At 40.5% G+C, this 17,279-nt stretch carries 12 protein-coding genes; 9 read left to right on the top strand and 3 right to left on the bottom strand.

Going from position 1 to position 17,279, the window contains the following annotated elements; genetic code table 11:
- The first annotated feature begins 78 nt into the window (after positions 1–78).
- The 5 genes from E0D70_RS05870 (at position 79) to E0D70_RS05850 (ending at position 8,616) form a co-directional block, all read left to right on the top strand.
- Positions 79–1,020, top strand: coding sequence for a class I SAM-dependent methyltransferase (locus tag E0D70_RS05870; protein WP_133011347.1), 942 nt, complete (start codon positions 79–81; stop codon positions 1,018–1,020).
- Between the two features lie 216 nt (positions 1,021–1,236).
- Positions 1,237–2,877, top strand: a complete 1,641-nt coding sequence (locus tag E0D70_RS05865; RefSeq protein WP_133011346.1) for a phosphoethanolamine transferase — start codon at positions 1,237–1,239, stop codon at positions 2,875–2,877.
- A gap of 361 nt (positions 2,878–3,238) precedes the next feature.
- Positions 3,239–4,879, top strand: a complete 1,641-nt coding sequence (locus tag E0D70_RS05860; RefSeq protein WP_133011345.1) for a phosphoethanolamine transferase — start codon at positions 3,239–3,241, stop codon at positions 4,877–4,879.
- Between the two features lie 239 nt (positions 4,880–5,118).
- The gene (locus E0D70_RS05855; RefSeq protein WP_240536999.1) at positions 5,119–6,975 is read left to right on the top strand and encodes an LTA synthase family protein; all 1,857 of its coding nucleotides are present in this window, start codon (positions 5,119–5,121) and stop codon (positions 6,973–6,975) included.
- A 348-nt stretch (positions 6,976–7,323) separates the two neighbouring features.
- The gene (locus tag E0D70_RS05850; protein WP_133011343.1) at positions 7,324–8,616 is read left to right on the top strand and encodes an NCS2 family permease; all 1,293 of its coding nucleotides are present in this window, start codon (positions 7,324–7,326) and stop codon (positions 8,614–8,616) included.
- Between the two features lie 185 nt (positions 8,617–8,801).
- On the opposite strand, the gene E0D70_RS05845 is transcribed toward E0D70_RS05850, so the two are convergent.
- The 3 genes from E0D70_RS05845 to E0D70_RS05835 all read right to left on the bottom strand — a co-directional run bounded on the left by E0D70_RS05845 (position 8,802) and on the right by E0D70_RS05835 (position 12,232).
- Complete coding sequence (locus tag E0D70_RS05845; RefSeq protein ID WP_133011342.1) at positions 8,802–10,097, bottom strand: sugar ABC transporter permease; 1,296 nt, start codon at positions 10,095–10,097, stop codon at positions 8,802–8,804.
- Positions 10,094–10,912 carry an ATP-binding cassette domain-containing protein gene (locus tag E0D70_RS05840; protein ID WP_133011341.1) on the bottom strand — a complete coding sequence of 273 codons (819 nt, stop codon included), beginning with the start codon at positions 10,910–10,912 and terminating at the stop codon, positions 10,094–10,096. Before E0D70_RS05840 ends, E0D70_RS05845 begins: the two co-directional genes overlap by 4 nt.
- Before the next feature lie 255 nt (positions 10,913–11,167).
- Positions 11,168–12,232, bottom strand: a complete 1,065-nt coding sequence (locus E0D70_RS05835; RefSeq protein WP_133011340.1) for a substrate-binding domain-containing protein — start codon at positions 12,230–12,232, stop codon at positions 11,168–11,170.
- Between the two features lie 586 nt (positions 12,233–12,818).
- Here E0D70_RS05835 and E0D70_RS05830 point away from each other — a divergent pair.
- The 4 genes from E0D70_RS05830 to E0D70_RS05815 all read left to right on the top strand — a co-directional run bounded on the left by E0D70_RS05830 (position 12,819) and on the right by E0D70_RS05815 (position 17,131).
- The gene (locus tag E0D70_RS05830) at positions 12,819–13,067 is read left to right on the top strand and encodes a hypothetical protein (protein WP_133011317.1); all 249 of its coding nucleotides are present in this window, start codon (positions 12,819–12,821) and stop codon (positions 13,065–13,067) included.
- Between the two features lie 559 nt (positions 13,068–13,626).
- Entirely contained in the window at positions 13,627–14,640 is a 1,014-nt protein-coding gene (locus tag E0D70_RS05825; RefSeq protein WP_133011339.1) for an OmpA family protein, read from the top strand.
- A 9-nt stretch (positions 14,641–14,649) separates the two neighbouring features.
- Complete coding sequence (locus E0D70_RS05820; RefSeq protein ID WP_133011338.1) at positions 14,650–15,963, top strand: hypothetical protein; 1,314 nt, start codon at positions 14,650–14,652, stop codon at positions 15,961–15,963.
- Position 15,964: 1 nt separating this feature from the next.
- Entirely contained in the window at positions 15,965–17,131 is a 1,167-nt protein-coding gene (locus E0D70_RS05815) for a hypothetical protein (protein ID WP_133011337.1), read from the top strand.
- The last annotated feature ends 148 nt before the right edge of the window (positions 17,132–17,279 follow it).

Genomic DNA, 17,279 nt, shown 5'->3' with positions numbered 1-17,279 from the left:
AGATTCACAGTAAAATACGGACAATTAAAGCAATGGCTTTCCAATACCTATTCACAAACTAATGCTAAAAACACCACTATGATTAACACAGCCTTACCTTCTCTCACTCAACACACTCTCGCCGCACTAACCTCTATACGAGGTGAAACCCGAAGACTGTTTCACGGTCGTGGTCGTTGCTATGCAGGCTTAGAGCACATCACCGTAGATTGGCTGCAAGGGCAAGTATTGGTGTCATTGTTTAAACAACCCAGTGATGAGTTTTTGTCAGAATTACAACAAACAATACAAACATGGCCTTTGAGCGACGAGTGGCAAGCAAGCGAAACAACATCACTATTGCTCCAGCATCGCTACCTTAGCAGCAACCTAATTGAATGCCTTTGGGGAGAGCATGTACCGCAACAAGTCATCATAGAAAATGATCTCAAGTTTCAACTAGACCTTGATCGCAATCAGAATAACGGACTTTTTTTGGACATGCGTTTTGGTCGACAATGGGTCAAAGAGAACAGTCAACATAAACGAGTGCTTAATTTATTCTCTTACACTTGTGGTTTCTCGGTCGCAGCGCTTGCAGGCGGAGCTGAATACGTTGTGAACCTAGACATGGCGAAATCTGTTTTGAACCGAGGAAGAGAGAATCATCGTTTAAATGAACACGATCTAAGCCAAGTCTCTTTCTTTGGGCACGATATTTTTAAATCTTGGGGAAAAATCAAAAAATACGGCCCCTATGATCTGATTATTATTGATCCGCCCAGTTTCCAGAAAGGCAGCTTTGCGATTACTAAAGACTATCAAAAAATCCTACGACGCCTTCCTGATTTACTTTGCGAGCAAGGTACTGTTCTCGCCTGTGTAAATGACCCGAACTTAACGTCACAATTCTTAATTGATGGTATGAAGGAAGAAGCACCCAAACTAGCGTTTCAAACTCGCCTAGAAAACCCGCCTGAATTTTTAGACATTGACGAAGAAAGTGGATTGAAAGCTCTTATCTTCCACGTTAATCAATAATATTGCAGTTCGAAGCAAACGTAATGACACCGTTTTCTAAGGTCAAGAGAGCCAAAGTGTCATTACCTTGCTGAATAGCAAAACAGCATATCGACCCTTTTAAACCTTTGAAATAAAATAAGATTTTTAGCTTATAAAACAAAAATTTTTCATCTTTTTTTTATCTGACGTTTATTAACATTTACATTCTAAGAATATTTTATCCTAGGATTGTTAATGAAAGAAAAAACGTCTACTCATGTAAAAAAAATCAAGTTTACACTTTCCTATACAAGCCTAGCGTTAATTCTCGCCTTATATTACGCCACTATCGTTAACATCCCGCTCTATTCCGAATTTTATAAAATTCTCAGTAAGCTAGACAATGTCCATGTAAGCTTCATTTTTGCGATCCCGACTTTTATTTTTTTATTGAATGCCATTTTATTCAACTTGTTAAGCTGGCCCTTCCTAGGCAAGCCCATTTTTATACTCCTATTGATCACCTCCAGCATGGTGAGTTATGTCATGCTGTATTATGGCATCAATGTCGATTATGGAATGATCGAGAATGCCTTTGAAACCGACCCAAGTGAAGCCGCTTCCTACTTGAATTTGCATTCTATTACCTGGATCACCATCATGGGGGTTATCCCCTCTTTATTAGTCGCCTTTGCGCCGATGAAACCAGGCTTAGCATTACTCAAAAAAAGCGTTGTGCTCGTTGTTCTGTTCAGCCTTCTTTTGGCCCTGCTTTTTTTCACCTATAAAGACTTCAGCTCAGTGGGTCGCAACAATAAATACCTAAAAAAGATGATTATCCCAGGCTTCTACGTCTACAGTACCCTCAACTATATACATGATACCTACTTAACAACTCCTATGACATTCAAGCACATAGGTGAGGACGCGACATTAACCGCCGATGTCGCTACCGAAAAACCGACTTTGTTTTTCTTTATTCTTGGCGAAACCGCTCGTTCACAGAACTATGCCTTAAATGGCTACGCAAAAAACACCAACCCTTACACCGAAAAACAAGGCGTCATCTCGTTTCAGAATGTTCACTCTTGCGGTACTGCCACCGCAGTGTCTGTTCCTTGCATGTTTTCCCAACAAGGTCGCCATGACTACGACAAAGAACGCTCCTACACTCAAGATAACGTGATGGACATACTGCAACGTGCGGGAGTCTCATTGCTTTGGAAAGAAAACGATGGTGGTGATAAAGAGGTCGCCAAACGCATTCCTAAAATAGAAATAGACACATCTCATAAAAATCAATTCTGTAATGGCAGCACTTGTTTAGATATGTCATTACTGCAAAATTTAGACAGCGAAGTCTCTTCCATGAAAGGCAAAGAGAAACTTGTTGTTATGCACATCATGGGAAGTCATGGACCAACCTATTATTTGCGTTACCCGAAAGATCAGCAAAAATTCTTACCCGATTGCCAAAGTAGCGAAATAGAAAACTGCTCCATAGACCAAATTGTAAACACCTATGACAACACCATTGTCTATACCGACTATGTGATCAGCCAAGCTATCGACAAACTAAAAGCACTCAGCGATCAGTACAACACCGCGCTTTTCTATATCTCTGACCATGGTGAGTCTTTGGGTGAAAATGGCGTGTATTTACACGGCGTACCTTATGCTGTGGCGCCTGCATTTCAAACCACGGTACCGCTTATTTTGTGGATGTCAGATGGCTTTAAGAAAAGCAAAAAGATTAATGAGCAATGCTTAAAAAATGAAGCTAAGCGCGGAGGTTTTTCACAAGATTACGTATTTAGTACCTTGCTTGGCATCATGGATGTAAAAACCGATGCTTATAATAAGAATTTAGACATCTACCACCCTTGCCGCACTTAACCTGCGCCCGCTAGCAAAGACATCAAAACAAAAACGTTAACATCTGCCAAGGAAGGCAATGCTTAACTCAGGAACACGTAATCACATCGCGATCAAATCAAAGAAACGCGGCCGGCAAGTTAGTTGTCGCTTAATCGCTACACGTCTTCGTAACAAACTCGATTACCAACGCTTTGCCTTTACCGTAAAAAGGCACAGTTTTAGATGCTTCTTTTTCAACGACACACAAAAACAAACGCATTCTGTAAAAACGTTATAAAAATCTTATTTACTTTCTTAAACTCATTTTATTTTATTTTTTTTCCACCTCGATTATATTAAAATATTTTTTAAATATATCTCCTCCACTCTAGGAAAAATGATGAAAGAGCAAAACTCTTCTCAAATAAAAAAACGTAAATTCCAACTCTCTTACACCTCTTTAGCTTTAATTGTTGCCGCTTACTACGCCATTGTTGTCAATTTCCCTCTTTATAAAAGTCTTTATAAAATATTATCAGGGGTAGAGACGGTTCATATTAGCTTCATTATTTCGATTCCTATCTTTATCTTTTTACTGCTGAGCATTATTTTTAACCTGTTTAGCTGGCCTTATTTAGCCAAACCCATTTTTATATTTTTACTCATCACGTCAAGCCTAGTCAGCTATGCCATGCTCTTTTATGGGATCAGCATTGATTACGGAATGATAGAAAATGCTTTTGAGACAGACTCGAGTGAAGCCGCATCCTACTTGAATTTGCATTCAATTAGCTGGGTCATCATCACTGGCGTTATTCCTTCACTTTTGGTGGCATTTGCACCAATGAAACCCGGCCTTGCTCTGGTTAGAAAAATAATCGCCGTCGTCATTTCCTTCGTTCTATTATTAATCGTGGTGTTTTTCGTCTATAAAGATTTAAGCTCAGTAGGACGCAACAACAGCTTTTTAAAAAGAATGGTGATTCCTACCTATTACCTTTACAGCGGTTACAACTATTTACATGACACCTATTTTTCTACTCCAATGACGTTCAAACACATTGGTGAAGACGCCAAATTGGCAGCAAAAGACAATAATGAAAAACCTACTTTGTTTTTCTTTATTCTTGGTGAAACAGCGCGTTCACAAAATTATGCCCTTAATGGCTACGCAAAAAACACCAACCCTTACACCGAAAAACAAGGCGTTATCTCGTTTCAAAACGTTCACTCTTGTGGCACCGCCACCGCAGTATCTGTTCCCTGCATGTTCTCCCAACAAGACCGTCACGATTACAACAAAGAGCGTACATACAGCCAAGACAACGTGATGGACATACTACAACGCGCGGGAGTGTCATTGCTTTGGAAAGAAAACGATGGTGGTGATAAAGACGTCGCCAAACGCATTCCTAAAATAGAACTAGATAGATCCCGTAAAGACCAATTCTGTAATGGCAGTACTTGCTTAGACATGGCTTTACTTCAAGGACTAGACGGTGAAATTGCAAAAATGAAAGGCAAAGAAAAACTCATCGTTATGCACATCATGGGGAGCCATGGGCCAACCTATTACTTACGCTACCCCAAGGCTCAACAAAAATTCTCACCAGATTGTCAAACCAGTGAGATAGAAGACTGCTCCATAGACCAAATTGTAAACACCTATGACAATACCATTGTCTATACCGACTATGTTATTAGCCAAGCGATAGACAAGCTAAAAGCGCTCAGTGACCAGTACAACACCGCGCTTTTCTATATCTCTGATCATGGTGAATCCTTAGGCGAAAATGGGCTGTACCTTCACGGCGTCCCGTATGCTGTTGCCCCAGCCTTTCAGACGACAGTGCCGCTCATTTTATGGATGTCTGATGGCTTTAAGAAAAGCAAAGGCATCAATGAGGCCTGTCTAAAAAGTGAAGCAAAAGCAGGAGGATTCTCGCAAGATTATATCTTCAGTACACTCCTTGGCATTATGGATGTAAAAACAACAGCCTATGATAAAAATTTAGATATCTACAGTCGCTGTCGCTCTTAACATTTCATAACTCATAACACGCACTATGCCTACGCACACTCACCACAAAATTTGAGTGAGCGTAGGCATGAATAGGTTAGTATTTTTTGCACATTTATGCTTATATTCATACTCATTTCAATAAGTGTATGAATATAAAGATGTATACAGTATTCCAACGTTATCTCTCTCCCCTACGCCCCTTTAGCACCTTCTTAATCGCTTCGCTTTTAATTTTTACAATGAGCCGTCTTGGACTCATGCTATGGGAATCTGACCGAATTAGTTCCGCCTCTGATTGGCTAACAATTTTAGGGTTTGGGTTTCGGATCGATTTAGCAACCATTAGCTATTGGGTTGCCTTACCCGCCATTATTAGTCTGCTAATATCAGGCATTCCCTACCTAAATCGATTCTGGGATGTGATTTGTCGATTATGGCTCACTGGTATTTTTGTTTTTTTTGTCTTTATGGAAGCCGCTACGCCTGCCTTTATAAATGAGTACAATTTACGCCCAAATCGCTTATTCGTTGAATACCTTATTTACCCAAAAGAAGTGTTTTCCATGCTAATTGAGGGGCACAAATTAACGCTGGTTATTACGTTCGGCATTACGGTAGCAACCACGCTAATTGCGTATCGGATTTTTCGTAAACGCAGTATTGTTAATTCACCACAACCAAGATGGTTTGAACGCCCAGTACTGGCCATTATCGTCTTATTAGTGTGTGTACTAGCTGCTAGATCAAGCCTGCAACACAGAGCGATTAACCCAAGTTATACGGCATTTACCAATGACCCTCTCACGAATAGCCTTACTCTAAACTCCACGTATTCTATGCTATACGCGGTCAGTCAAATGTCCGGCGAAATCAGCTCATTTCAACTGTACCCAACGATGAAAAAGCCCCAAATTGTTGATGAAATCCGCCAGTCTATGGGCATTCCTTTAACTGACTTTGTCTCTGATACGTATCCAACCTTACATAAACAAACCGCGAGCAGACAATATGCTCGACCAAAAAATCTCGTTATCATTTTAGAAGAAAGCTTAGGTGCACAATTTATCGGTCGTTTAGGCGGCCTACCGCTGTCACCTGAATACGATAAACTGGCAACACAAGGCTGGGCTTTCGATAATTTGTACGCTACGGGTACACGATCTGTTCGTGGTATTGAGGCCGTCGTCACCGGATTTGTCCCGACACCGGCACGAAGTACTGTCAAACTCCCCAACTCACAAACAAATTTCTTCACTCTAGCGAAACTGCTGGATAAGTATCATTACGACACGAGTTTTATGTATGGTGGTGGCGCGCATTTTGACAACATGAAGAGCTTTTTCTTAGGCAACGGTTTTGATTCCATCATCGAAGAGAAAGATTTCGTTAAGCCTGAGTTTGTCGGCTCATGGGGCGTGAGTGATGAGGATTTATTTAGAAAAGCCAATCAGCAATTTATTGAAAAATCGAAATCTAATAAGCCGTTTTTCAGCTTGGTCTTTAGCTCTTCGAATCATGACCCTTATGAATTTCCCGACGGAAAAATAAACCTATACAACACACCAAAGAACACCCGCGAAAACGCCGTTAAATATGCAGACTATGCCGTTGGTCAATTTTTCAAACTCGCCAAGAAATCTGACTATTGGAAAGACACCATCTTCTTAATCGTCGCCGACCATGACGCTCGCTCAACTCGCCCTGAGCTGGTTCCTATCACCAACTTTCATATACCCGCGCTTATATTGGGTGACGGCATAGCGCCAAAGGCAGACTACCGTATCGTTAGTCAACTAGATCTAGCGCCTACGCTATTGTCTCTTATGGGGATAAGCTCTACTCACCCTATGATTGGGAAAGACATGACAACTGCCAGCCCTGACTATATCGGTCGTGCGATCATGCAGTTCCATCAAAATGAAGCTTACATGAGAGGCAATGACGTTGTCGTATTGCAGCCTAAGAAAGCACCAGAGTCCTTCATTTATAAAAATAAACAGCTCATTCCTAGCAAAAAAATAAACGAAGACTTAATTAAAGAAGCCATTGCACACCCACTACTTGGGACATGGCTATATAACGACAGAAAATATCGACTGCTACCTGATCATTAATACGTCCTCCAACAAGAAGCCGACATTGGGTTGGCTTCTTGTTTCTCAGGCAACAAAAACAGCAAAAACTCCCTGCACGCTCACATCCATGATGGCCCCGCACATTCGTTAAACCTAGCAACAGTAAAGAGCGAAAAACAAAGAAATATTGGATATACGTAAGCAGCCCAATTATTTCGTCATTAGCCCTGCCATAATCCGATCAAATTTTTTATACTAGCGCTCTTTTTACAAAGTCTGACCAATTGCTTAAATATCACCCCACGTTGACCTAATAATTTACCTTTAAGTGACGCTAAGTCGTTTATCTGTCTATCAATTAGGCTATTTAATATAAAAGGTTACTCAATGCTCGAACGTCTTTTCCAACTAAAAGCTCACAATACGACGATACGTAATGAGATCATCGGAGGCATAACAACCTTCCTAACGATGGCTTATATTATCTTCGTCAACCCTTCGATCTTGGCACAAGCTGGCATGGATCAAGGCGCTGTATTTGTCGCAACTTGTATCGCAGCGGCGGCAGGCTGCCTTATTATGGGGTTGTACGCAAATTACCCGATCGCCTTAGCACCAGGCATGGGACTCAATGCTTTCTTCACTTATGGCGTTGTCCTAGGCATGGGCTACACATGGGAACAAGCATTAGGCGCCGTCTTTCTTTCTGGCTGTGTGTTTATTGTTATCAGTATTTTTAGAATCCGAGAATGGGTTATCAATGCCATCCCCTCGTCTTTAAAGCTTGGTATTGCAGCGGGAATCGGCTTGTTTCTAGCGATGGTTGCCCTACAAAACACAGGTATTATCGTGAAAAGCCCAGCCACATTAGTCACTTTAGGCGACCTAGCAAAACCGGGCCCTATCTTTGGCTTATTAGGTTTTTTTATCATTTCTGCCCTGTCTCACTTAAGAGTCACTGGCGCCGTCATGATAGGGATTCTTTGCATCACAGTGCTCTCTATTGCTCTAGGCTACAGCCACTTTAATGGCGTTATATCTGCACCACCTTCCATCGCTCCTACCTTCCTAAAAATGGATGTAGCAGGCGCATTTAATGTCGGCATGATCAGCGTCATCTTCGCTTTCTTATTCGTTGATTTATTCGATACATCAGGAACCTTGCTTGGTGTTGGTCAGCGAGGCGGATTATTAGATAAAGATGGTAACTTACCACGCTTGAAAAAAGCCTTATTAGCAGATTCAAGTGCCACTGTTATTGGTGCTGCTTTTGGTACCTCATCAACCACCAGCTACATCGAAAGCGCTTCTGGTGTTGCCGCTGGCGGTCGTACTGGTTTAACGGCAGTCGTAGTAGGGATATTATTTTTACTAAGTTTATTCTTCGCGCCATTAGCCGGGTCTATTCCCTCTTATGCGACCGCTGGTGCTCTGCTTTACGTTGCCGTACTAATGGCAAGCAGCTTAGCGAAAGTAGACTGGGAAGACATTTCAGAAGCCGCGCCTGTATTGATAGCAGCCTTCACCATGCCGCTAACCTACTCAATCGCCCATGGTATCGCCCTGTCTTTTATCACTTACGCAGCGATTAAACTGTTTTCTGGTAAAGGCAAAGACGTTGGTATCAGCGTGTACTTATTGGCTGCGTTTTTCATTTTGAAATATCTGTTTTTTACATAAGCATCCATCACAGACACTAAAATCCCATGTATAAAAAAACCGCTCTGAAGTTTCAGAGCGGTTTTTAATTAACCAATTCAGGACGATTCAACATACACCCGCAACGCATACCTTCAAGACATGCCTACTAAACAAAGATATTTTTATTGGCTTTAACCTCAATGCCAAAACCTCCACTACCCTGTTTATGCTTTACCGTGAGTAACACGGCTTTGTCGTGCCAAACTGTCGACAATGACCGCGATGGCTAACACCGCTCCGGTGATCATGTAACGATGAGCAGAGGATAAGTTCAGTAACGTTAGCCCATTGGCGATAGATTGAATAACCACAATACCCAATAAAGCAGACCAAGCCGAACCACGTCCACCGAACAAGCTGGTGCCACCGATAACCGCCGCCGCGATCGCATTCAAATTTACATCTCCGGTACCCGCTTGCTGACTCGCAGAAGCCAAACGAGCCGCGGCCAAAATACCACCCAAGGTAGCCAAAGTAGAACAGGTCACAAAGGCACTGATGTAAATGGCTTTAACATTAATACCCGCTCGTCTTGCTGCCTCGGCATTACCACCAACAGCAAACATAGAGCGCCCCCATTTTGTTCTTGTTAGCGCGTAATTCATGCAAATCACCAAGACCACAAACAAACCAAACATCCATGGTACGCCACGAGATTGATTGAGGTAGGCCACAATAGCTTCCAGTACGACCGTCAACACCAGCGCTTTAAACACAATACCGTTAACACTCTTTGCCGAAAGATTAACCGATTGTCGTTTATGACGAACTCGCAACCCCATCACCACCACGACAATACCCGGCAAGAGCACAAGACAATAAGACAGCCAAGCAGGAATGATCATTAACTGACCAAAACTCACTAACGCAGAATCATAGGGTAAATTAATCGAGCCGGTATCCCCCAAGATATAAAGTTGAAAACCCAATAGCGCGAGCAAACCCGCAAGGGTAGAAACAAAGCTAGGCATACCAAATTTAGTGCGCACAAAAGCATAACTAAACCCTATTATCGCGCCGACACATAAACTCCCACCAATCACCAGCGCGATAGGCCAACCTTCATTAGCCCAGAGCACCCCAAGCATGGCAGAACCAACCCCACTCATCGAACCAATCGATAAATCTATTTCACCCAGTAACAGCACACAAACTATACCAAGCGCGATAACACCGACCGTTGAGCAATCAAACAACAGATTGACTAAATTATTAGCGGATAAAAACAGCGGATTAATCGCAGTAAAAATCCCCCAGATCAAAACCAGCCCAACAACCACAGGTAAAGAGCCAAGATCGCCCGATTTTACTCGGTCAATAAAGGCATGAATGGCGTCACCAAAATTATTGGTATAACTGACACGAACATCGCTTCTGTCTAATAAACCAGTGGTCTCTGGCGATGTGATGGTAGAAGACGTTGTGGTCGCTTGCGATGCTTTATCGGTTAGATTACTCATACTGTCACCTCCACTTGCTCTTCCAGCTCGGCAATGCGCTTTTCTCGCCTTGAAACCGCATTGTCAGTCGCTCCAGTAATGGCACCAATCAACACTTCATTAGAAGCGTCCGCGTTGAAAACTCCATTATTTTTGCCTAAACGAAGCACAACAACACGGTCTGCAACGGCACGAACATCCTGCATATTGTGGGAAATCATAATAACCCCCAACCCCTTCTCTTTAACTCGCTCAATCAGGTTCAATACTTCGGCCGTTTGCGCAACACCAAGCGCAGCAGTGGGCTCATCTAGCATAATAATTTTAGGGTTAAGCAACAAAGAGCGCGCAATCGCAACGGTTTGACGCTGACCACCCGACAATGAAGCAACCACATCTCGAACATTGGGGATTCTTGCCGCCAGCTCATTCAGCAATGTCCAAGCTTTTACTTCCATCTCGGTTTCATCCAGATGTAACGGACTTTTCTCTTGGCCCAAAAAAATATTGGCAACAACATCCAAATTTTCACACAAGGCTAAATCCTGAAAAACGGTAGCAATACCTAACTCAAGAGCATCGCTCGGACCTTTCATGACGATCTCTTTGCCTTCGAACCAAATTTGGCCTGTTGTTGGCGAATGAGCACCTGCCAAGGTTTTTACTAACGTCGACTTCCCAGCTCCGTTATCCCCCACTATGGCCACCACTTCGCCTGGGTAAACATCGAGGTCAATCTCAGTTAATGCGGCAACCGCACCAAAATTTTTAGACACTTTACGAAGACTAAGAATGGGTTGCGCCCCTTCTGGGAGCGCAGAATAATTAACCGACATAAGCCTTACTCCACAACCGTTTTTTAACATAAGCTTCTTTGCTTATAAGCGCCAATCGCCATGCTCTTCTGAACAAAAAGTACTTCTGAACAAAAAGTACTTCTGAACGAAAAGTACTTCTGAACGAAAGACGCGCCTAAACAAAGAAACTAAGTAAAAACAAAAAAATAGGTGTTCGACAAAGTCATTTGAATAAAGCCATTTAAACTAGGCTATTTAAACTAAGACAAAGACGTGTCGAATCAGAGTGTTTAACTACCGAGTGATGCCTAATTTTTTACAGTCAGCAAGATAACGGCCAATACACACTTGTTTGGCGGATGCGATACCCGTATCAAACATCAATTTTTTAATGTTGTGTTGAGTAATCACTTTCGGAACAAAGAGCTCAGAAGGCGTATTGTAGACAACGCTTTGTGCTTTAGGTGTTTTGCCATGAAGCATTTCTACCGCGACTTTCGCCGCTGCACGAGCTACGATTTCGGAGGGTTTAGAGATGGTATTGTATTGATCTCCCGCAATAATGAGCTGTAGTCCCGCAATGGTGGCATCGTCACCAGTTACTGGAGGAATGGGCGTCACGCCAGCAGCTTTAAACGCAGCGACAGCAGCACCGCCGGTGCCATCATTGGCCGCGACCACACCATGAATATTGGAACCAAAACGAGCAATTTGACCACTCGTCCACGATTGCGCTTTAGCAGGCACCCAATTTGGCGTGTCGTATTCTGCTAATGTTGTGTAACCACTGTTTTTCAGACCTTCATGAACGCCAGCACGAACCAACCTTGCTGCTCCATCGGTTGGTGAACCATTGATCTCAATGATCCCACCTTTGTCTTTTGGCACCCCTGTTCTTTCTAGGTCTTTCACTAGGCTCTGCGCAATCGACCGACCAATCCCTTTATTATCAAACGATATATAATAATTCGCTGCTTTTGCCGGAATGGGACGATCATAAGCGATGACTTTAATGCCTTCGCTCTGAGCCATATTCACCAGAGACGCCGCTGCACTAGAATCAACAGGGTCAAGAACAATCACCTTCGCGCCTTGAGTAATGGCGGCGTTAAATTGCTGTTGTTGAAGGGCAACGTCTGCATTCGCATTTTGATAAATAATTTTGCATTGCGGACAGCGCTTATTCATTGCTTTTTTAAAGCCAGGATAATCATGTAGCTCATAACGCGTAGATGCCTGATCAGGCATTAAGAAAGCAACCGTTGAAGAATGAGTAGCAGCAAATATTGGCGCTGCGAGTGTTCCCATTATTGCGGTAAGTGAAGTAAGACCTATTGTTTTTATTAGTTTGGATTTCATAACTCACACTCCGATCAAGTGAATTTGGCATAAACTGCCGACAACACAGCCTTAAGCCTAATGTTTAAAAGTTTCCTTACTCCTTGGTTATCATTTTAAGATGGGATGCATTCATTACACGCGCTGCACCTGGTCGACGTAGTCATCTTAATAAAGCGATGGTTAACCACTGAGATTCAGGGCTAGTACACAGCGATAAGGACAACCGTCATAACCTGATAGATGCCTTATCCGTATTAATAGAGTTATCCGATCTGATAAAAGCAATCAATTAGTTTGTCGGCATGCAGGCTGATAACAATTGAAAAGTCATTATTCTTGAGAATTTGCAACGATTTCGCCTTAAAAATGACATTTTATATAAAGAAATCGGACAATTGGAATATTAGGAAACTGCCACATTAACTGCCACATTAACTGCCACATTAACTGCCACATTAACTGCCATTATCGTAAGGATGAAAGCGCAATAGCGAAGGCTTTATACAAGGAGATTTGTATTTTTGGCTGTGCGCTATAGAATAGCCACCACTCTGTATTTGAGCTCATCATGGCTTACGCAACACGATAGAATAAGGTATTAGAAATGAATAACGAACAAGCGGTAATAGACAACCTAGAAGATCTAAAAAAGTTTCTACTTAGCGTAGAAAGTGGTGCTTTACCTTTAGAAGGTGTTTCTGGTGTGGGCATGGCAACCAACAATGCGGATGGCCGTCATTTTGTGGCGGTATTTGATGAGCAACAAAAAGTGCTGTTGGCTCGTTGGATCAGTAAAGAAGTGTTTGAAACAGGCAAAGACATGGTTCGCCATGGTGTTAGCCGCAAGCATTGAGTGACTTAAACGTCACTAAACAGGGTTATTGGCCTTGTTTAGTGATATAAAAGCAGGCAATTGCATGCTGCTTTAAAACCGATGAATAAGTAGAGAATCGTTAGCCCACTACAAAGAATACTTACCATTATCCAAGTAACTAAATCAATAATGGTTTGCCACAAGACTTTTATAGGCAAATCTACACTCTCTTGAGAGTAAGCTTTAAAGTTTTTAACATTAAAGGCCAAATTGCATCAGCACCTGAGTCGACTACCGAAAAATAAGCAACAAAGGCTAACATCAATGACCTTAACCACTCAACGACAACTCACCAACATACGGTAAAGCAATTTTTCACTACCACCTTCATTCAAAAGTGTATACAAACCAATAAATGCCTCAGAGTTTATCTATATAGGCAAGAAAACATGGCTAATTCGTAGGCACCCTGCCTTCTAATAGCCATTAAATAACACAACCATATGCATGTTTTTTTTACAGTCAGCAGCGTATAGTTTCTTGTTATTAAATGGTTTTTACGTTATTTTTACACTAAATTCCACGGAAAGACTTAATCATGGATCGTTACTTAACACATTTAGCCCTCTACTTTTTGCTTACAATTTTTTTGAACGCGTGCAGCACTAAAAATGACAATATAGCACCTAAAAAAAATAGCATAATAAGTGAAGAGGCCATAGAAAAAGAAAAGTCTGATAGCACAACACTTGCATTTAAGAAACAAAAAACTGGTATCCAGGCTGTTAGATCGGCATCCCCCCTGCTCCTAGAAAAAGATATTAATTACATATCAGACTTCATCAATAAAGACATTGAATTTTCTCAGTATGATTTAGGAAAAGGTAATTTTATTTATGTTGCCAACCTAAAGAACTCTTTAATGTTTGATTACAATAAGTCAAATTTAAGAGACTCGGCTAAGAACGCTCTCAATGCTTTCACTAAGCTATATGCTTCAGGAAATTTCGGGAAGTACCTTTACATAATAGGGCATACTGACTCTGATGGAAGTAGCTCTTATAATTACGCATTGAGCGCAAAAAGAGCATTGTCAGTTTCTGACATGTTATTAAAAAATAGAGTTCATGCTTCTAAAATATATACTGTTCCCGCAGGTGAATATTTGCCTAAAGCAACCAATAAAACAAAAAAAGGCAGACAAATAAATAGAAGAGTTGAAATAATTTCAGCAAATAGCAAAGCATTGATTCAGTCATACCTTAGACAACTGCCCTGCCTAGATGGTGAGCCTTGCGAAAGAAAGCTTCTCAATATATTTTCTATTAGGTCAACTAGAGACGGGAATAAAATGAATCTTATTCCACTCACTTCAATCGCAATTTATTCACCAGATCTAAACAATTTAAACGCGTTAAACAAAGCATTAAGAAGCGACATTCAAACAGCAGATAGAAAAGCCCTCAAAAAAAATGATCGCACCACACTAAAAGAAAAAGGTATCGACAATCGGAGCTTTATAATTTCAATTGATATAAGGCCCGTACTTGAATTACCTAAAGAAGAACGAAAATCACTTTATATCCCAAAAAAATATATAATCAAAGACTAAGGTTTTTTTATGGACGAAGTAAAACTGGCAATTGAAAAACTCATCAATGAATCCCCTATTGATGAAGCAACGCGCCATCATGACAAATCACACATACTAAATTTAGTAAAAGAAGATATTAGTGATTTATCTGATTCTAATATTTTGCATACAGATAAAAACTATCGAACCCATAGGATCGAAGAAGCCGCAATAGGTAGTATTAAAGATAAGCTAGGACGTTGGTCGAACAATCGTAACGATATCGTTTTAAAGGCTATAGGGATTATTAAAAAACAATCCAATTCAGATCTCGACATAAAAAAACGCAAACTGACAGAGGAAATGGAAGGCGAAAAATCAAAAGCAACAGATTCATATATGCGTAATAACAACTACGCTGACCTTAAAGCCAACTTTGAAGGAACTAAAAGGCGCTATGAGGACATGCGTGCGGAACTAGGTGGGAAACCTCCTATTACAGGTCGCATTTGGCTATATATTATCGTAATTATGATGATTGGTTTTATTGAATGGTTTGTAAATTACTCTACATTTAGCACGAAATATCCTCCTGGGATAGCTTTCGGAGCGACTGTCTTAGTTGCATTATCTATTGCTTTGGCATCACATTTTCATGGTGGGCTTTTAAAACAACGATTGTCTCTTTTTGCTAGGCATCGGAAAAAAGAAGAGAAACGACAAGTCCTAATCAAACAGTCATTCTTTTCTTTACTATTAATAATTTCATTATCAATAGTAACTTATAATAGATATGACATATTAAGTGCGAACACGATTGAGTCTGGCGGAGTTGCTTTAGCAGGAATGAGTGAGTCTTCAGAGTCGATAATCGGGGTCTTAATACAATTTTCATTACTCAATATTTTGGTGTGGATTGTTGGCGTAGCAATCTCTTACTTCGTACATGACCCTCGCCCCGACTACCAAGAATCATTAAAGCATTATGAGACTGCCAAAAAGAAATTCCATAGAGCCGACAAAGGGTTACAGGAAGAAATCGAGCGAATAGAGCAAGAATTTGAAGAAAGTTTAAAAAATGCAACAAACTCTCTTTCTAGCCATCAGAATGATATAAGAGAATTGGAAACCTTACTAGGTAGATTGTCTTCGAAAGAAACAGCTCTGATAAAACAAGCCCTAAATTCCATTAATAATATGCTTGAGAAACATCATGCAATATTAATTACTGAATTAAATGCTATGCATAGGTCAAACATAGCCATTGGCCCAGATGCACTCACAATTGATCAATTTAAAACAAAGACAATAACTATAGACTCAAACTTTATTCGACAAACACTTTCTTTAGAGGCTATTTAATATGTTCAAAAATTTATTAACTTTAATTATAGCTGTAGTAACAATATTGCCAACAGCTGCTCTGGCAGATGGATTATTAAGAACAACTAACTTAGATAAATACTGTCAAAGTCAATTAGGCGATAGACAAACAGTTATATATTTGGATCAAAACATTATTGCTTCCAAAGATCCTAATTGGTATAAGGACATCCTAAATAAAGTAACTTATCGGCCTGGAGAAAAAATTCAATTTGTAAACATAAACAACGGCGGCTCAACTGTTGAATTAATATGGGAAGCATGCTATCCAGCTTATAGTAGTAAACGTTTAAAACAACTAAAGGAAGATGAAGGTTTTGGCAGCCTATTTACTGGCGGTATTGCCGACAACCTAACTGCTGACAAAAAATTCTTTAACAAACAAATAATTAAGGCATTGAGCTACCCATTACAAAAAACCCTTCATGAAACTCCTCCCAAGTTTACGGCATCATCTTTTCCACGAAAAAAACTTGTCGAGGCTATTTACTATGACTCAAAGCGATTAAATGTCAGTGACACATTTAGTCGAGTTATTATATTTTCCGACATGATCGAAAATAGTGACCTTTTCACACTAAAAAACTTTGATCCATTAAAATCTGCAAAAGCTGTAGCAAAGCGATTTCCTATGTCACTTAATTATGCAAGCTTTCAAATTTACGGAATTAATTACACCAATAGTGAAACAAAGATAAACGAAAATATTCGTGATTTTTGGAGACATTACTTATTACTTTCGGGAGCATATACAGAACAATATGGAACCCAATTAGCTGTAGAAAATAACACCAAGACATGGAATTTCAAAAAGTATAAAGGATATACGCAAATCGGAAATATAAAAGCGTCTTCTGAATTTCGAATGGTAATTGGTGATGATGGAAAAATTCACCATGGTTGGTTAACCATTGCTAATTTATACTTACCAATTTCTGGCACTGTAAAATGTAGTGGGAAGAATTGCATAATGGATGGTGTTATATTAGATTCTGCCAATCCTGAGTCATTTAAAGGTGGCAAAGACATTATCCATATGACGGGGACCCTTAATGAATGGAGTGGTTTTGTCGGTGGTAAAGACGCCTCTGTCATAGACAGTAAAGGCAACATATATCAAAATCCGATAAAACTTTCCAAAATATAATCAACAAATGATTTTAAAAATGTCTTCTATTAACTTTAATATAAAATAATAGATAGAAAAATATAAGATATTATTTAAAAAACAATAAAACCCTACATTCAGATAATAAGCGCGAAGCTTGCCGTGATGAACCCTCTTCATCACGGCA

This window comes from Marinomonas flavescens, from assembly GCF_004352835.1.
GTDB classification, from domain to species: Bacteria; Pseudomonadota; Gammaproteobacteria; order Pseudomonadales; family Marinomonadaceae; genus Marinomonas; species Marinomonas flavescens.
Note: the sequence above shows the minus strand (reverse complement) of the source record. Positions and strands in the feature narration are given on the sequence as shown.